This window comes from Rhodococcus sp. WAY2 (genome assembly GCF_009859915.1).
Taxonomy (GTDB): Bacteria; Actinomycetota; Actinomycetes; order Mycobacteriales; family Mycobacteriaceae; genus Rhodococcus_F; species Rhodococcus_F oxybenzonivorans.
Genome location: NZ_CP046572.1, coordinates 6,365,841 through 6,383,209 on the forward strand (window position 1 = coordinate 6,365,841; position 17,369 = coordinate 6,383,209).

At 67.4% G+C, this 17,369-nt stretch carries 13 protein-coding genes; 8 read left to right on the forward strand and 5 right to left on the reverse strand.

Annotation, left to right across the window (positions count from 1 at the left end; all coding sequences use genetic code 11):
* The first annotated feature begins 3 nt into the window (after positions 1–3).
* Genes GFS60_RS28720 through GFS60_RS28735 form a run of 4 tightly spaced genes read left to right on the forward strand, consistent with a single transcriptional unit; the run spans position 4 to position 5,781 of the window.
* Positions 4–1,434 carry an ABC transporter substrate-binding protein gene (locus GFS60_RS28720; protein ID WP_159926405.1) on the forward strand — a complete coding sequence of 477 codons (1,431 nt, stop codon included), beginning with the start codon at positions 4–6 and terminating at the stop codon, positions 1,432–1,434.
* Positions 1,431–2,291 carry an ABC transporter permease gene (locus tag GFS60_RS28725; protein WP_159926407.1) on the forward strand — a complete coding sequence of 287 codons (861 nt, stop codon included), beginning with the start codon at positions 1,431–1,433 and terminating at the stop codon, positions 2,289–2,291. Before GFS60_RS28720 ends, GFS60_RS28725 begins: the two co-directional genes overlap by 4 nt.
* The gene (locus tag GFS60_RS28730; RefSeq protein WP_159926409.1) at positions 2,288–3,085 is read left to right on the forward strand and encodes an ABC transporter ATP-binding protein; all 798 of its coding nucleotides are present in this window, start codon (positions 2,288–2,290) and stop codon (positions 3,083–3,085) included. Before GFS60_RS28725 ends, GFS60_RS28730 begins: the two co-directional genes overlap by 4 nt.
* Complete coding sequence (locus tag GFS60_RS28735) at positions 3,082–5,781, forward strand: fumarate reductase/succinate dehydrogenase flavoprotein subunit (RefSeq protein ID WP_159926411.1); 2,700 nt, start codon at positions 3,082–3,084, stop codon at positions 5,779–5,781. The genes GFS60_RS28730 and GFS60_RS28735 overlap by 4 nt, the downstream gene beginning before the upstream one ends.
* A 50-nt stretch (positions 5,782–5,831) precedes the next feature.
* Here GFS60_RS28735 and GFS60_RS28740 read toward each other — a convergent pair whose 3' ends face one another.
* From GFS60_RS28740 to GFS60_RS28755, 4 genes are all read right to left on the reverse strand, one after another.
* A complete protein-coding gene (locus GFS60_RS28740; protein ID WP_159926413.1) occupies positions 5,832–7,940 on the reverse strand; it encodes a 3-hydroxyacyl-CoA dehydrogenase NAD-binding domain-containing protein in 2,109 nt (702 codons plus the stop codon).
* A complete protein-coding gene (locus GFS60_RS28745; RefSeq protein ID WP_109330614.1) occupies positions 7,941–9,149 on the reverse strand; it encodes a thiolase family protein in 1,209 nt (402 codons plus the stop codon).
* Between the two features lie 145 nt (positions 9,150–9,294).
* Positions 9,295–10,629 (reverse strand): ribonuclease D, encoded by a 1,335-nt coding sequence (locus GFS60_RS28750; protein WP_159926415.1) that lies wholly within the window; start codon positions 10,627–10,629, stop codon positions 9,295–9,297.
* A gap of 49 nt (positions 10,630–10,678) precedes the next feature.
* A complete protein-coding gene (locus tag GFS60_RS28755) occupies positions 10,679–12,073 on the reverse strand; it encodes a WS/DGAT/MGAT family O-acyltransferase (RefSeq protein ID WP_159926417.1) in 1,395 nt (464 codons plus the stop codon).
* Positions 12,074–12,231: 158 nt separating this feature from the next.
* Between GFS60_RS28755 and GFS60_RS28760 the strand changes: the two genes are divergently transcribed.
* A complete protein-coding gene (locus GFS60_RS28760) occupies positions 12,232–13,479 on the forward strand; it encodes an alpha/beta hydrolase (RefSeq protein WP_159926419.1) in 1,248 nt (415 codons plus the stop codon).
* A gap of 3 nt (positions 13,480–13,482) precedes the next feature.
* Here GFS60_RS28760 and GFS60_RS28765 read toward each other — a convergent pair whose 3' ends face one another.
* A complete protein-coding gene (locus tag GFS60_RS28765; RefSeq protein ID WP_109330612.1) occupies positions 13,483–14,076 on the reverse strand; it encodes a DUF3000 domain-containing protein in 594 nt (197 codons plus the stop codon).
* Positions 14,077–14,237: 161 nt separating this feature from the next.
* On the opposite strand from GFS60_RS28765, the gene hemE reads away from it, so the two are divergent.
* From hemE to hemQ, 3 genes are read left to right on the forward strand one after another with little or no spacing between them, the layout of a single operon-like run.
* Complete coding sequence (hemE, locus tag GFS60_RS28770) at positions 14,238–15,305, forward strand: uroporphyrinogen decarboxylase (RefSeq protein WP_201453664.1); 1,068 nt, start codon at positions 14,238–14,240, stop codon at positions 15,303–15,305.
* Positions 15,302–16,663, forward strand: a complete 1,362-nt coding sequence (locus tag GFS60_RS28775) for a protoporphyrinogen oxidase (protein ID WP_159926423.1) — start codon at positions 15,302–15,304, stop codon at positions 16,661–16,663. Before hemE ends, GFS60_RS28775 begins: the two co-directional genes overlap by 4 nt.
* 4 nt (positions 16,664–16,667) lie before the next feature.
* Entirely contained in the window at positions 16,668–17,363 is a 696-nt protein-coding gene (gene hemQ / locus GFS60_RS28780) for a hydrogen peroxide-dependent heme synthase (RefSeq protein ID WP_159926425.1), read from the forward strand.
* Positions 17,364–17,369: the final 6 nt, after the last annotated feature.

Here is a 17,369-nt window from a genome sequence, read left to right on the forward strand (position 1 = left end):
AACATGTTGCGTCCCTACTCCTCTCTCGTGCTGACCGCTGCGGTCGCACTGCTCGCGACCGGCTGCTCGCTGGAAGACACCACCGCCGGGAGCGACGATGCAGTGCCCGTGGTGATCGGTTACCAATCGAAGACGATCAACACGGTCACCGCCGGAACACTGTTGCGAGCCCAGGGCTACCTCGAACAGCGTCTGCAAGAACTGACCGAGGAGACGGGGACGAAGTACTCCGTCGAATGGCAGGATTACGACACCGGCGCGCCGATCACCGCGCAGATGGTGGCCGAGAAGATCGACATCGGCTCGATGGGTGATTATCCCATGTTGATCAACGGCTCACGCACACAGGCGAATCCGCGATCGAAAACCGAGATCGTCTCGGTCACCGGGTACAACCCGGAGGGTGCACTGAACATGGTGGTCGTCCCTCCGAACTCTCCCGCCACCACGCTCGCCGATCTCGCGGGCCGGAAAGTGTCCGCCAGCGTCGGTTCTGCCGGGCACGGCACCCTCGTCCGTGCACTCGACCGCGCCGGAATCGACCCGAGCACCGGCGTCGAGGTTCTCAACCAGCAACCGCCGGTCGGATCCTCCGCCCTCGAATCCGGTCAGGTCGAGGCATTGTCACAGTTCGTGGCCTGGCCCGGGCTTCTCGTGTTCCAGGACAAGGCGAAATTGCTCTACGACGGCGCCGAGCTGAACACACCCACCCTGCACGGGGTCGTCGTGCGGGAGGCCTACGCGGACGAGCACCCCGAAGTCGTCGATGCGTTCCTCCGTGCACAACTCGACGCCACGCACTTCATCCGGACCGAGCCACTCGAGGCTGCACGCATCGTCGCCGAAGACAGCGGACTGCCGCAGGAGGTGGTCTACCTGTACAACGGGCCCGGTGGTACGACGTTCGACACCACGCTCCGACCCGAACTGGTCGAAGCGTTGAAGGCAGACGTCCCGTATCTGAAATCGATCGGTGACTTCGCGGATCTCGACGTCGAGGGGTTCGTCGACGATGCGCCTCTGCGCGCGGCGTTCGATGCCGAGGGGCAGAACTACGATGCCACTGTCACGACCCCCGGCAGCCCCGCAGCGGTGACCGGCACCGATCCTGTGTGCGGCACGCCTGCGACCGATCCGGCTCTGGCCGGGGAAGTCTGGTTCGCCGATGCGGCGCAGACCCAGCCTGCGGCGAGCCCGACCTGCCTGCTCCGGGCGGTCAAACAGGCACGCGCCGAGGGTCGTGACGTCCGCAGCGCGTACGTTCCCGATGCCGAACTGGGCACCCGCTGGTTTGCGGACAAGGCGGTGTGGGTGCGCGACGGTGACACCTTCCTGCCCTTCACCACCGTCGCCGCCGCCGGCCGCTACCTGCGCGCCCACCCGGCGGGAACGGTTGTCACGTACGACCGCGCTGTGGAGGAGGTTCGGCAGTGACCACCCTGCAGCCGTCGATCGTATCGATCGAATCCGAGGTTTCGGTACTGCAGCCCGATCCGGCACCGCTGCCCGCGTCGGCATCGTCGTGGCGATCCCGCCTTCTGCGCATCACGTCCGTCGTCGCCGCCATCGCAGCGTGGCAGCTGCTGACGGCCAACGACGTGCGGCTGTGGTTGCGATTCGACACCCTTCCCACCGTCACCGACGTCGTGTCCGCGTTCGGCACCCAGCTGCGCAACGACCTCTTCTACCTCGACCTGGGCCAGTCCCTGATCCGTATTCTCAGCGGGTTCGGACTCGCCACCGTGATCGGTGTCGCCGCCGGGATCGCGCTCGGGAGGTCGACGCTGTTCGCCGACGTCCTCGGACCGTTGACCGAACTGGCCCGGCCGATTCCGGCGATCGCCGTGGTCCCCGTTGCGATCCTGTTGTTTCCGAGCGACGAGGCAGGGATCGTCTTCATCACCTTCGTGGCCGCATTCTTTCCGATCATGGTCAGCACCCGGCACGCGGTCCGGGCGTTGCCCACGCTGTGGGAAGACTCGGTGCGCACCCTCGGGGGTGGGCGCTGGGATGTGTTGGCCCGGGTGGTGCTTCCGGGGATCCTGCCCGGAGTGTTCGGAGGTTTGTCGGTCGGGATCGGTGTCGCGTGGATCTGCGTCATCTCCGCGGAGATGATCTCCGGCCGGCTCGGCGTCGGCTACCGCACCTGGCAGGCCTACACGATCGTCGACTATCCCGGTGTATTCGTCGGCATGATCACCATCGGCATCCTGGGCTTCGCCACATCGGCAGCGGTGGAGCTGCTCGGCAGGCGTGTCACCCGCTGGCTGCCCCGAGGGGAGCGCGCATGACCGCCACCACACTCGCGACCGGAATGTCCCTCATACTCGACGACGTCACACTGTCGTACACCGGAGCCCCGGTCATCCGCTCGCTGTCGCTGACCGTGGTGCCGGGTGAGATCCTGGTACTCACGGGGCCGTCCGGCTGCGGTAAATCGACAGTGCTCCGGGCTCTGGCCGGGTTGCTGGCACCCACCGCCGGCCGGGTGGTCGCGGACGGTGAGTCGGTGGTGTCGACATCCAGGGACAGGGCTGTGGTGTTTCAGGACAACGCTCTGCTGCCGTGGCGCAGCGTGCGCTCGAACATCGAGCTTGCTCTGGCGCTTCGTGGTGAGCCGAGGAAGGGTCGCCGGGCCACTGCCGATCGCTGGATCGACGAAGTCGGTCTCACCGGGTTCGGAGACTTTCTCCCGAAGAACCTCTCCGGCGGCATGCGACAACGTGTGCAGTTGGCGCGTGGTCTCGCCGGCGCACCCCGCGCCGTGATGATGGACGAGCCGTTCGGCGCTCTCGACACGCAGACCCGCGGGGTGATGCAGCGGCTTCTCGTCGACACCTGGAGCACCCACCCCACGACGGTGGTCTTCGTGACCCACGACGTGGACGAGGCGGTCCTGCTCGGAGACCGGGTGGCGGTCCTGGGCGGTGCGGGCAGACCACTGCGGGCGCTCGTGGACATTCCCCACCCGCGCAAGCGGGAGTTCCTCGGCCACGCCGAAATCCGAGCCGCACGCGGCGAGGTACTGGCGGCGCTGGAACAGACCGATGACGCCCCGACGACGAACGATCCGGAGAACCGATGAACATCCCCGACCTTGCCGAGACCGTGCGTCTCGACTGCGATGTACTGGTCATCGGCGGTGGCACAGCCGGCACGATGGCTGCCCTGACAGCAGCCGAGAACGGCGCGAACGTCCTGCTGCTGGAAAAGGCACACGTGCGGCACTCAGGGGCCCTCGCCATGGGCATGGACGGCGTCAACAACGCGGTCATTCCCGGCAAGGCCGAACCCGAGGACTACGTCGCGGAGATCACCCGGGCCAACGACGGAATCGTCAATCAGCGCACGGTCTATCAAACCGCAACCCGCGGCTTCGCCATGGTGCAGCGCCTCGAGAAGTACGGAGTGAAATTCGAGAAGGACGAGTACGGGGAGTACGCGGTGCGGCGCGTGCATCGCTCCGGTTCCTATGTGCTGCCGATGCCCGAGGGCAAGGACGTGAAAAAGGCTCTGTACCGGGTGCTGCGGCAGCGGAAGATGCGGGAGAAAATCCGCATCGAAAACCGGTTGATGCCCGTGCGCGTCCTCACGGAGAACGGCCGGGCGGTCGGGGCTGCTGCGCTGAACACCCGCACGGGGGAGTTCGTGGCAGTCGGCGCGAAAGCGGTGATCCTGGCGACCGGTCCCTGCGGCCGACTGGGACTACCGGCCTCCGGATACCTGTACGGCACCTACGAGAATCCGACGAACGCCGGCGACGGCTACTCGATGGCCTACCACGCGGGCGCAGAACTCAGCGGCATCGAGTGCTTCCAGATCAATCCGCTCATCAAGGACTACAACGGGCCTGCCTGCGCCTACGTCGCCAATCCGTTCGGCGGCTATCAGGTCAACGCGCACGGTGAACGGTTCGTCGATTCCGACTACTGGTCGGGGCAGATGATGAGCGAGGTCAAGAGCGAGATCGAGTCGGCCCGTGGGCCCATTTATCTCAAGGTGAGCCACCTTCCGGAGGAAACGCTCGACACCCTGGAATCGATCCTCCACACCACCGAGCGTCCCACCCGCGGCACCTTCCACGCGGGCCGCGGTCACGACTACCGCAGTCACGACATCGAGATGCACATCTCCGAGATCGGACTCTGCAGCGGGCATTCCGCGTCCGGAGTGTGGGTGGACGAGCACGGCGCCACCACCGTTCCCGGGTTGTACGCCGCCGGCGACCTCGCCTGCGTTCCGCACAATTACATGATCGGCGCGTTCGTCTACGGTGACCTCGCCGGGGCACACGCGACCGGCACGCTGCCCGGTATCCCCGCGCCCACCCTGCTCCCTGAAGACCAGTTGAAGGAGGCGCACGAGCTGATCTACCGGCCGCTGCGCAACCCCGACGGCCCCCCGCAGCCGCAGGTGGAATACAAGTTGCGCCGATTCGTCAACGACTACGTCGCGCCGCCGAAGACGGCCACCAAGCTGTCCATTGCCGTGGAAACCTTCGAACGGATGGAGCGCGAGATCGCCGAGATGGGTGCCACCACCCCGCACGAGTTGATGCGCTGCGCCGAGGTCACGTTCATTCGCGACTGCGCCGAGATGGCCTCCCGCAGTTCCCTCACCAGAACCGAGAGCCGTTGGGGGCTCTACCACGAGCGCGCCGACCTACCGGAGTCGAGCGACGAGGAATGGGGGTATCACCTGAACCTGCGTCGCGGGGCGAACGGGGAGATGGAGTTCTTCAAGAGGCCGGTCGCACCCTACTTCGTTTCGGTTCCGGGCCTCGATTCCCTTCCGCCGCAGGACCAGACGGTGATCGCGGTGCCTCAGCCGCCGCTGGTCGGAGGACGCGCGCCGGTCGAGGAGCGTTCGCGTATCGCCGCGCCGGTCCGGCAGGAACCGTCGTCGCCCGCCCTCGTCGCGCTGCTCGGCCTCGATGCACCCAGCGTCGACGAGCTGGAGCCGTACCTCCGAAATAACGACCCCCAGGTCCGGGTGACCGCACTGTCGGTGCTGACCGAGGGAACTCCCGACGGCTTCACGGGAGCACTCTTCGCGGCGCTCGCCGACGAGGCCGTCACCGTTCGCCGCGCCGCCGCCGAAGGGCTGCGCGAACTGGTCGAGGTGCTCACCTCCGCCGCTGGGCTCGACGCGCATCTGGAGTCGGGTGACGCCGTGGTTCGGGCCGCGGTGATCGACGTGCTGCGCGCACTGCACGCGGGGTCGGCGGAGCAGTTCCTGACGGCGCTGTCCGACTCCGATCACCACGTTCGGATCGAAGCGGTGCGAGGCCTGGTGTCGCTGGACAGGTGGGAGTCGGTGGCGTCGGGGGCGCACGACGAGAACCGGGAAGTGCGGATCACCGTGGCGCACGGGCTCGCCACCATCGGTCTCGGTGGACTCGACGCAGTGCGAGAGTTGGCCGGTGACCGCGACCCGCTGGTGCGTGCAGCGGCACTGACGGCATTCGCCGGATTGGGGTGCCGCGACGACGATGTCGCCCTCGTCGTCACGGCACTGCGCGAATCCGCCTGGCAGATACGGCAGGGGGCAGCACGCGGACTGGCCGGAGCGGACCCGGGCATTGCCGTGCCCGCTCTCGCGGAAACATTGGAGGATCCGCACCTCGATGTGCGGAAGGCAGCTGTGCTCTCACTCGGACGGTGGTCCGGCGATCGGACTGCGGCTCAGGCTTTGACCGAGGCCCTGGGCGACACCGATGCCGACGTACGGGCCTACGCCCGGCAGGCGTTGAACGCGGCGAACAGCGTCCCGGTCGCCTGACACAGGTGGGGGCGAAGGACGCCGTGGCGTCCTTCGCCCCCACCAGGAAATCAGACGCTTGCGACGCCCGGCGCCAGGAACCGCTTCCCGTTGACTGCCTCGGAGGTGCCCGTGCGGTCCAGGTACGGCGTGATGCCACCGTTCCAGAAACCGAACCCGCCGCCCAGGATCAGGCAGAGGTCGATGTCCTCGGCCGCGGCGACGACACCCTCGTCGAGCATGATCTGGATCTCTTCGGCGAACGCGCGACGAGTGCGCTCCAGTACCTCTTCGGACGTGGACGCCTTGTCGCCCCGCTTCCACAATTCGGCGACCTCGGGGTCGACGACCTGCTTGCCGTCGGCGCCGTAGCTCCACACCGCGGGTTTCTTGGCCTCGACCAAGGCCTCGAGCCCGGGGGAGTTGTGGAACCGCTCGGGGTACGCCTCGGCGAGCGTCTCGCCGGTGTGCAGCGCGACCGCCGGTCCGACGAGTGCGAGCAGCGTGAAGGGCGTCATCGGCATGCCCAGTTCGGCGATGGCGTTGTCGGCCACCTCGAACGGGGTACCCTCGTCCACCGCGTTCATCACCTCACCGAGGGTGCGGATCAGAAGCCGGTTGAAGACGAAGCCGGGCAGGTCGGCGGAACCGACGGCCGACTTCTTCAGCGCCTTCGCGGTCGCGAATGCCGTTGCCAGAGTGGCGTCGTCGGTCTTCTCACCCTTGATCACCTCGAGAAGCGGGAGGACCGCAACAGGATTGAAGAAGTGGAAACCGACGACCCGCTCGGGGTGCTTCAGGTCCGCGGCCATCTTGGTGATCGACAGCGAAGACGTGTTGGTCGCCAGGATCGTCTCGGGAGCGATGTACTCCTCGAGTTCCGCGAAGATCTTCTTCTTCAGATCGAGATTTTCGAACACGGCCTCGATCACGAAGTCGGTCTTCGCGAAGGCGGACTTGTCCAGCGATCCCGATACCAGGCCCTTGAGGCGGTTCGCGGCGTCGGGAGACAGCCGCCCCTTGCCCTGGAGCTTGTCGATCTCACCGTGGACGTAGCCGACACCCTTGTCGATGCGCTCCTGGTCGATGTCGGTGAGGATCACCGGAACCTTCAGCTGCCGGACGAACAGCATGGCGAGCTGGCTGGCCATCAGGCCCGCGCCCACGATGCCGACGCCGGTCACCTTGCGTGCGAGCGACTTGTCCGGCGCGCCCGCCGGACGCTTCGCCCGCTTGTTCACCAGGTCGAATGCGTACAGCCCGGCGCGGAGCTCGTCCGCCAGCAGAAGGTCGGCGAGAGCTTCGTCTTCGGCGGCGAAACCCTTGTCCAGCGATGCCGGATCGGTGAGGTCGGTGTTGCGAGCCAATTCCAGCAGCTCGACGGCCTTGACCGGTCCGGGAGCGTTGTTCTTCGTCTTGCCTTCGACGATGGCCTTCGCGCGCGAGATTGCCTCGTCCCAGCCCTGACCCCGATCGATCTCGGGACGGGACGGAGTGATCTCACCCGCGAGAACCTGTGCCGCCCAGGCGAAGGACTGCTCGAGGAAGTCGGCCGAACCGAACACGGCATCGACGACACCGAGCTCGAGAGCCTTCTTCGGGTTGAGAATCTTGTTCTGGTTCAGCGCATTCTCGAGGACGACGGTCACCGCGTTCGAGGGCCCGATCAGGTTGGGCAGCAACTGCGTTCCGCCCCAGCCGGGGACCAGACCGAGGAACGTCTCGGGCAGACCCAGCGCGCCGGCGCTCTCGGATGCCGTGCGGTAGTGGCTGTGCAGCGCGACCTCGAGACCGCCGCCGAGCGCGACCCCGTTGACGAAGGCGAAGGTCGGCACGGAGGACTCACGCAGGCGACGGAACACCCTGTGACCCAACCGGCCGAGCTCGAGCGCCTGCTCGCGGTCGGTAATGCTCGGGACGCCCTTGAGGTCGGCGCCGGCAGCGAAGATGAACGGCTTGCCGGTGATCGCGACCGCAACCGGGTTCGCCGCGAACGCCTCGTCCAGGGCTGCGTCGAGGGCAGCGAGGCCGCCCGGGCCGAACGACGACGGCTTGGTGTGGTCGAAACCGTTGTCGAGCGTGATCAGGGCGACCGGACCCTCGATGCCCGGGACTGCCACGATCTTGGTGTACGCGTTCGTCACGACCTCGTCGGCGAATGCTGTGGTGATAGAAGTCATTTACTTCGCTCCGTCGAAAATCGGGTTCTCCCAGATCACCGTTCCACCCATGCCCAGACCGATGCACATCGTGGTCAGGCCGTAGCGGACGTCGGGACGCTGGGCGAACTGGCGGGAAAGCTGAGTCATCAGGCGCACGCCGGAGGACGCGAGCGGGTGACCGCAGGCGATGGCGCCACCCCACTGGTTGACCCGCGGATCGTCGTCGGCGATGCCGTAGTGCTCGAGGAATGCGAGCACCTGCACGGCGAATGCCTCGTTGATCTCGAACAGGCCGATGTCCTCGATCTTCAGACCGGTACGGGCGAGCAGCTTCTCGGTGGCAGGGACGGGACCGATGCCCATCACGGCGGGGTCGACACCCTGAAACGCGAATCCGACCATGCGCATGCCGATCGGCAGTCCGAGCTCGTGTGCCGTGTCCTCACCCGCGAGGATCGCCGCGGTGGCGCCGTCGTTGAGACCGGCGGCGTTGCCGGCAGTGATGCGGCCCGCCGGACGGAACGGAGTCTTCAGCTTGGCGAGGTCTTCGATCGTGGTGCCTGGGCGCGGCGGCTCGTCCTCGGTGGCGAGTCCCCACCCCGCGGCGGAGCGGGTGGCCACCGGAACGAGGGTGTCGGCGATGAAGCCGGCCTTCTTGGCGGCGTCGTACTTGTTCTGGCTGGCGACGGCGTACGCGTCGGTGCGGTCCTTGGTGATGCTGGGGAACCGGTCGTGCAGGTTCTCGGCGGTGTTGCCCATCACCAGGGCGCTGGGGTCGACGAGGCGGTCGGCGAGGAATCGCGGGTTCGGGTCGGCACCCTCACCCATCGGATGGTGACCCATGTGCTCGACGCCTCCGGCGATCACCACGTCGTACTGGCCGAAACCGATGCCGGACGCGGTGGTGGTGACCGACGTCATGGCGCCGGCGCACATTCGGTCGATCGCGAAGCCGGGCACCGTTTCGGGCAGGCCGGCGAGGATGCCGGCGGTGCGGCCGATGGTCAGACCCTGATCACCGGTCTGCGTGGTCGCGGCGATGGCGACCTCGTCGATCCGTGCGGGATCGAGCTGCGGATTGCGGCGGAGTAGTTCACGAATGGTTTTGACGACGAGGTCGTCTGCCCGGGTCTCGGCGTACATGCCCTTGGGGCCGGCCTTGCCGAACGGGGTCCGGATCCCGTCGACGAACACGACGTTGCGTTGCGATGTGGTGGATGGAGCCACGCGAATTCCTCCTGATGGAGCAGTCTGGTGCCGGATCACGGCCAAGCGTCCGGCCTCGGGCACAGACTACCCCTAGCGTTACTCGCGGGTAACTTAATGGGTGCTTCATCAGGATTTTGCCAGTAGAACCAGGCGATCGTGCCGGTCAGGCGCTGGGCGGCTCGTCGCCGGGGGTCGCTGACAGTGCCGCTCCGAGCACCGGCACCGTCAACTCCCGCTGCCACGGACGCGCGCCACCCGCTGCGAGGATGCGGTCGACGGCTGCACCGACGTCCCCGTCCACGGGCGGCGTCCAGTCCCAGCACAGTCGGCGCACGAGATCCGGGGTCAGCAAATTCTCCACCGGAACCGACACCTCCTCACCGAGAGTGGCCAACGCAGCACGAGCCGCAGTCAACCGGTCGGCAGCGGCCGGGTCGTGCCGCGCCCACCGGCTCGGCGGAGGTGGTCCCGTGAAGGGCTGAGTCTTGGGTGGCAGCTCGGCGTCCGGCAACGCCCGCGCCTCCTCCAGCGCTGCCAACCAGATTCGCGTGTGCCGCCGCTGACGCGGGCCGCCGAACACCGGAAGGGCGCGCAGAGTGTCGATGCTCCGCGGACTCTTCACCGACGCCTCGATGATCGCGGAGTCGGGCAGCACCCGGCTGGGGGAGACGTCACGAGTGCGGGCAAGGTCCTCCCTCGCCTGCCAGAGGGAGCGCGCCGCGGCGAGCTGGCGTTGCGTCTTCAACGACGTGATGTGTGAGGTTCGACGCCATCGGTCGGGCTTGGGCTTCGGCGGACCGGCCAGCCGAATGTGCTCGAACTCCTGCGCCGCCCACTCGGTCTTACCCTGCTTCTCGAGTTCCGCGGCCATGACCTCGCGCAACTCGATGAGAACCTCGACGTCGAGTGCGGCGTAATTCAGCCACGAGTTGGGAAGAGGCCGCTTCGACCAATCCGCGGCACCGTGCCCCTTTCTCAGCTCGAGGCCCAAGGTCCGCTCCACGATGGCGGCAAGTCCCACCCGCTCGAAGCCCGCGAGACGACCGGCGAGTTCGGTGTCGAACAAGGCCGCCGGTGCCAGCCCCAGCTCGGCCAGCCCCGGCAGATCCTGATCAGCGGAATGCAGAATCCACTCCAGCGGATTGATCGCCTCCGCGAGCGGTGCGAGGTCGGCCGCCGTCGGAATCGGATCGAGCAGCACCGTCCCCGCGCCTTCCCGGCGCAGCTGCACCAGGTACGCCCGAGCCGAATACCGGAAACCGGATGCACGTTCGGCGTCCACAGCCAAGGGCCCGGTGCCCTCACCCAAGGCGGCAGCCGCCTTCGCCACGCCCTCCGCTGTGGTCACGACCTGCGGTACCCCATCACGCGGGGCAAGAAGCGGCACTACCTGCCGGGCGGTCTGCTCGTCGGCAACAGGGGACGAGGTCTCGTCGGTGACAGTGGACGAGGTCTCGTCGGTGACAGTGGACGAGGTCTCGTCGGTGACTTCGGACATGAGACCTGACTCTACGTCGCCGCCCGGGTCCTGCAGCGATTCGGCGGTGTCAGGCACGGGTGGCCGCGGCCTTGGCGAGTTCGTCCAGAGCGTCGGGGAAGGCGTCGGCAAGGTCCCATAGCTGTGGAGCGAGCTCCGGGCAGCTCATCAAGCCGATGTCGAGTTGCCCGTTCAGGGACATCACCGTCACATTGAGGCCGGCACCGTGGAAGATCGGTCCCATCGGATACATCGCCTTGATCAGGGCGCCCAGGAAGTAGAGCGGATCTGTTGGTCCCGGCACGTTCGAGATCACCAGGTTGTGCACGACGGGATGGCGTTCGGCCAGTCCGAGTGTCGAGTACAGGCGCATGGCAGCTCCGAACACGGACTGCCCGATGAACTGGGACCAGTCCTGCAGGAGGGTCGCGCCCAACGTCTCGTTGTGCTCTTTCGACGTGGAGTTGTGTTCGGCGATGGCGAGCAGTCGTTCCACCGGATCCTCGATATCGCTGCCCAGTTCGGTGAACATCCCGCTCACCTGATTGGTGCCGGGCCGGTCCGACTTGCCGCGCACCGACACCGGCACGATGGCGACGAGCGACTTGTCGGGTAGTTCCCGACGCATATCGAGGTAGGTCCGCAGTGCTCCCGAGCAGAGGGCGAGGACCACGTCGTTCACCTTGACCCCGAAGGCGTTCTTCACCTGCTTGACGAGGTCGAAATCGAGCTGGGTGAAGGCAATGGTGCGGTGGCTGGTCAGCGTGCCGTTGAGCGAAGTTCGGGGCGCGGTGAACGGCGCGGGCATCGCGTCTCCACGCCGTGCACGGTCGATCCAGCGGGGGAGCAGGCCGACGCTCCGGGGAATGATCTGCAACAGCTTCACCGGCCGTGACGCGACGGACAGCAATCCACCGACGGCGATCTCGAGTGAGCTGGCCCCGCCGGCGCCCTGGGCGGAGTCTGCGGGATCGGGCCTCGGCGAATCGGGTTCGAGGCCGCACAGCTGGGCGATCATGCTCGCGCCGGTAACTCCGTCGACTCCTGCGTGATGCATCTTGGACATCACCGCGACGGACCCGTCGTCCAGGCCCTCGATGACCCACATCTCCCACAGTGGCCGTGCGCGATCGAGGGGTTGCCCTGCAATGTTCCCGCATAGTTCGGCGAGCTCCTCCCGTCCGCCGGGGGCGGGAACGGCCACCCGATGGCAGTGCCGGTCGATGTCGAAATCGGCGTCGTCCACCCAGACGGGGTGATCCAGATTGAAGCGCGAATCCTGCAGCTTCCGCCGGAACGACGGGATGGCTTCGGTCCGGATGCCGAGTTCCTCCTTCAGCCGGCCGTAGGAGTAGCCGCCGGGGACCGTCGACGTATCGAGCACGATGAGCCCGCAGACGTGGAGGAGCTGCGTCGAGGTTTCGAGGTACAGGAAGGAGGCATCGAGCCCGCTGAGTCGCTGCATCTTCAAATAGTAGAACACGTTCTAGTAAACGGTCCATGGAAAGGAAAGAATGCGAGATGGGCGGCCTCCGGACGGGATGGAGGTGCGCAGTCATCTGTTCAGCTCGGTGCTCGCTCGCGCCTGACGTCGATCGATAGAACATGTTCTACGATGTCGGGATGACTCGAGGCTTCCTTCTCCGGCACGGCGTGGGGGCCGCGCTCGCCGCCAACGCGCTGCGTCCCCTGCCCGGCGCACCGACGTCGGTGTTCGCCTTCTTCTCCGGATGGCTCACCACCGAATTGGCGCCGCACCTCCTCGCGGCGACTGCTGCGGACACGGCCGTCCACGTCGCGCGACACGGACTCCGTTCGCGCACCGACCGCATCGGGGTCGCACTCGCAATCGCCTCGATGAGCGGACTGGCCGCCGCGATCGCCACCGGCCGTGGAGCAGGTGAGGAAGCCGAAAGCGCGCTGGTCGAGGCGCTCGGCGAAAACTACACCGATCGCGACGACGCCATCGAACGTTCGGGACGGCCGGTATGGCGTCAACTCCTCAATCCGTTCCGGATGGCCAACGAAGACGTCACCCGCATCCGCAACCTCGCGTACGGCCCCGGCGGTCGTCGTGCGCAACTCGACATCTACCACCACAAGGACCGCCCGGCGAGCAGCCCCATCCTGCTGCAGATCCACGGCGGCGGGTGGGTCATCGGCAACAAGGACCAGCAGGGTCTGCCGCTGATGTTCGAGATGGCGTCGCGCGGATGGGTGTGCGTTGCGGTGAACTATCCGCTCTCGCCGCGGGCCAAGTGGCCCGAACACCTTGTCGCGATCAAGCAAGCGCTGGCCTGGATGAGGAAGAATATCGAGAACTACGGCGGCAACCCCGACTTCATCGCTGTCACGGGTGGGTCCGCGGGCGGTCACCTGGCTGCCATGGTGGGTCTCACCGCCAACGACCCACGGTTTCAGCCCGGTTTCGAGGACGCCGACACTTCCGTACACGCGTGCGTCCCGTATTACGGCGTCTACGACTTCGCCGGTGACTCCGGGATCAGGGCCGTCCTGCAGCGTGTCCACTCCGGACTGATGCCGTTGATCCTCGGCAGGCACGCCACGTTCCCCGACGACTACCGGGCCGCGTCACCGTTGGCGCAGGTGCGGGCCGACGCGCCGCCGTTCTTCGTCATCCACGGCGCGAGCGACTCCCTCGTGCCGGTCGCGGAGGCACGGTTCTTCGTCGACGAGTTACGCAAGATGTCCCGCAATCCTGTCGCCTACGCCGAACTGCGGGGAGCCCAACATGCCTTCGACGTCTTTCCGTCGATTCGCAGCATCTCGGTGACCCAGGCGGTCGGGCGGTTCCTGGAATGGTCGCGGAGCGCCACCACCGACGTTCCGGCGGCTGAGGAACCGGCGTAGCGGCTAGTCGCCGTTCTGTGTCTTGAGCTGGGCGACACCGGCCGGCGGCAGGCCCGCGGCGTAGGCCAGCACCTCGCAGAACGCCTCGACGTGGGCGGCGAGTTCGACGGACGTCGCGGTCCACGACGCGCGGAGTTCCAATTGGTGTGCGTGTGGTGGTCCGGCGATGTCGCCGTAGCGGACGGACGTGGTGGCGGTGACCGTGCCACCGAGCGCAGTGAGTGGTTCCGAACGCGACTCGAGGGCATCGACCAACCAGCTCCACGCGACCTCGGGAAGCAGCGGGTCCGCCGCGACAGCGGCATCGAGGTCGGCCTGAATGTAGGCGACCAGCCGCATCGTGCCGTTCCAGGCCTCGTCGCCCTCCGGGTCGTAGAGGAGGATCAGCCGGCCGAACGCGTCGCCCTCGCTCTGTTCGGCAACGACACCGGTGTCCTCGTGCACGACTTCCGCGCCGACGGCGTAGCTGAACGGCGCCAGTCGCTGAGGGGGCCGGATGGGGCCCAGCTCGATGTCCGCACGAACCTGCGCGGAGTTCATCGCATCGACGGCGGCGCGGAACTCGGCGGGTTCGGCGCGCGATCCCGAAGTCGTCACAGCTCGGGACGTTAGACCCGGACGTTCGCATCTCGTCGGAGGCGCGCCGAGCAGGGCCGATCGGCGACGGCGCGAGGACATGGCAGCATGAGAGCTGCCGAAATACGAGCCGGCAGAGAGCGTGAGGACCGATGAGCGGGTTGGAAAGCACGAATGCAGGCATGGCCGAGCGGGCCACGTTCACCTCGAGGAGGGTGCTTCCCGACGCACCGTTCCTCGCGGCCGCGAACGGTCGCACGCCGAGCCACCGTCCGGTCTGGTTCATGCGGCAGGCGGGGCGCTCGCTGCCCGAGTACCGCAAGATCAGGGCGGGCATCGGAATGCTCGAGTCGTGCTTCGACCCTGCGCTGGTCAGTGAGATCACCATGCAGCCGGTGCGCCGCCACGGTGTCGATGCCGCGATTCTCTTCTCCGACATCGTCGTGCCGCTCAAAGCGGCCGGTATCGACCTGGACATCGTGGCGGGAACGGGGCCCGTGGTGGCCAACCCGGTTCGATCGATCGGGGACGTGGCAGCGCTGCCACGGCTCGTCCCCGAGGAGGTGGGCGCGGTGGCCGAGGCAGTCCGGCTGCTCACGGTCGAACTCGGCTCGACCCCGTTGATCGGCTTCGCGGGTGCCCCCTTCACCCTCGCGTCGTATCTGGTCGAGGGCGGCCCCAGCCGCAACCACGAGCGCACCAAGGCGCTCATGCACTCCGACCCGAAGACGTGGCACGCACTACTGAGCACCCTGGCCGACACCACGATCACGTTCCTGCAGGCCCAGTTGCGCGCCGGGGTGGACGCGGTCCAGCTGTTCGACTCGTGGGCGGGCGCACTGTCCCTGGCGGAGTACCGCGAGTTCGTCCTGCCCCACTCGGAACGAGTGTTCGCCGAGATTCAGAGCGCCGGAGTTCCGCGAATCCACTTCGGTGTGGGTACCGGCGAACTGCTCGGCGCGATGGGGGAAGCGGGTGCCGACGTGGTAGGCGTCGACTGGCGGATTCCCCTGGACGTCGCGGCCCGTCGCGTCGGCCCGGGTAAGGCGCTGCAGGGCAACCTCGATCCTTCGGTGTTGTTCGCCGGACCGGCGGCCGTCGAGAAGCAGGTCCGCCGGATCGTGGCGGAGGCCGATGCCGCGATGGCATCCGGGATGACCGGTCACATCTTCAACCTCGGTCACGGCGTTCTGCCCGACACCGACCCGGGAGTCCTCACCGCCGTCGTCGAGTTGGTGCACTCGCTGTGACGGTGTCGTCGCCGAATGTGCTCGTGGTCGGCGGCGGCATCTCCGGCCTGGTCGCGGCGTACCGCCTGCGTCAGCAATTGGGCGACGGAGCGCGCATCACCCTCGCGGAGGGTGCCGGGCGACTCGGCGGCAAGCTGCGCACGGACCTACTGGCGGGGGAGCCCCTCGATCTGGGGGCGGAGGCCTTCATCGCACGACGCCCTGAGGTGCCTGCGCTACTGACCGAATTGGGCCTGACCGAGCAACTTGTGCATCCGGCGGGCCTGCGTCCGCTCATCTGGTCCCTGGATTCGCTGCACCCGTTGCCGCAGAACACGCTCATGGGCATCCCCGCCCGGCCCGAAGATCTCGCCGGACTGGTCGACGATAGGACGCTCGCCCGGATCGAGGAGGAGTCGGAGCTGCCCCTGCGCTGGGTTCCCGGCTCCGACGTCGCGGTGGGTTCGCTGGTGGGCGAGCGGTTCGGGGAGCAGGTCGTGCGGCGCTCGGTCGATCCGCTGCTCGGCGGCGTGTATTCGGGTCTTGCGGACACGATCGGAGTGCGGGCCGCCCTACCCACCCTTGCTGCCGCCCTCGATCGCGGAGCGGCAAGCCTGTCTGCCGCCGTAGCGGAGGCGCTTCCTCCGCCCTCCGCCGGGCCGGTCTTCGGGGCATTGCGCGACGGCTACGGCGTTCTCCTCGACGCGCTCGCAGCCGTCGCACGCGCGCACGTCGTCCACGAACAGATACGGACCATCACCCGCGAGTCCGACGGCTGGTCGGCCGATCCGGTCGGCCTCGTGGACGGCATCGTCCTCGCCGTACCCGCACCGCAACTGGCGGACCTGCTCGCCGAGATCGCGCCTGGTGCGGCTGCGGCTGCCGGGCGCATTCCCCTCGCCTCCTCTGCTGTTGTGGCGTTGGCTCTTCCCGCCGCGGCGGACCTACCGCAGAACTCGGGAATCCTCGTCGCAACCGACGCGTCGCTCGCGGCCAAGGCCTTCACGCTGTCGAGCCGGAAATGGCCCCATCTCGCCGGTCGGGACGTGGCAGTGGTCCGCGCGTCGTTCGGCAGGTTCGGCGACGCCGGCATCGTCGATGCGCCCGACACGGATCTCGTCGCGGCGGCGCGACGCGACCTCGGTACGGTCACCGGAGTAACGGACGAACCGGTGGCGGCACGGGTCCAGCGGTGGTATGGCGGATTGCCGCAGTACGGCCCCGGGCACCTCGACCGGGTGGCCGAGATCGAGCGCGACATCGCAGGTCTGGACGGTGTCGAGGTGTCCGGCGCGTTCCTCAACGGGGTGGGTGTTCCCGCCTGTGTCGCCTCTGCGACGACGGCGGCTACACGCCTCGCCGAGCGAGTGGCACGATAGACCCATGGCACGCCTCGACTTCGACGCATTGAACTCTGAAATCCGCTACCTGATGTTCTCCGTGTTCCAGGTGGAACCCGGTGTTCTCGGGGACGACCGGGAAGCTGTGATCAAGGAGGCTCGGATTTTCTTCGAGGCTCAGGCGGAGAAGGGGGTCGTCGTCCGCGGACTCTACGACGTGGCCGGTCTTCGCGCCGATGCGGACTTCATGATCTGGACCCATTCGCCGAGCATCGAGGCGCTGCAGGCCACGTACTCCGACTTCCGGCGCACCACCGCGCTCGGGCGGGCGAGCGCACCCGTGTGGAGCAATGTGGCCTGCCACCGCCCTGCGGAGTTCAACAAGAGCCACATCCCCGCCTTCCTCGCGGGGGAGGACCCGGGCAACTACATCTGCGTGTACCCGTTCGTGCGGTCCTACGAGTGGTACCTCCTGCCGGACGACGAGCGCCGCAAGATGCTCGCCGACCACGGCATGGCCGCCCGCGCCTACAAGGACGTCCGCGCCAACACCGTGCCCTCGTTCGCGTTGGGGGACTACGAGTGGATCCTCGCGTTCGAGGCGCCCGAGCTGTACCGCATCGTCGATCTCATGCGCGATCTCCGGGCCACCGAGGCACGCCTGCACGTCCGGGAGGAAGTACCGTTCTTCACCGGTCCCCGGGTGGATGTGGAGAAGCTCGTCACGGCTCTTCCGTGATTTACC

Excerpts from the sequence above, each read along its gene's own strand:
- GFS60_RS28730 (WP_159926409.1), top strand. The coding sequence starts at position 2,288 with ATGACCGCCACCACACTCGCGACCGGAATGTCCCTCATACTCGACGAC.
- GFS60_RS28735 (WP_159926411.1), top strand. The coding sequence starts at position 3,082 with ATGAACATCCCCGACCTTGCCGAGACCGTGCGTCTCGACTGCGATGTA.
- GFS60_RS28720 (WP_159926405.1), top strand. The coding sequence starts at position 4 with ATGTTGCGTCCCTACTCCTCTCTCGTGCTGACCGCTGCGGTCGCACTG.
- GFS60_RS28740 (WP_159926413.1), bottom strand. The coding sequence starts at position 7,940 with ATGACTTCTATCACCACAGCATTCGCCGACGAGGTCGTGACGAACGCG.
- GFS60_RS28755 (WP_159926417.1), bottom strand. The coding sequence starts at position 12,073 with ATGCAGCGACTCAGCGGGCTCGATGCCTCCTTCCTGTACCTCGAAACC.
- GFS60_RS28760 (WP_159926419.1), top strand. The coding sequence starts at position 12,232 with ATGACTCGAGGCTTCCTTCTCCGGCACGGCGTGGGGGCCGCGCTCGCC.
- hemE (WP_201453664.1), top strand. The coding sequence starts at position 14,238 with ATGGCCGAGCGGGCCACGTTCACCTCGAGGAGGGTGCTTCCCGACGCA.
- hemQ (WP_159926425.1), top strand. The coding sequence starts at position 16,668 with ATGGCACGCCTCGACTTCGACGCATTGAACTCTGAAATCCGCTACCTG.
- GFS60_RS28750 (WP_159926415.1), bottom strand. The coding sequence starts at position 10,629 with ATGTCCGAAGTCACCGACGAGACCTCGTCCACTGTCACCGACGAGACC.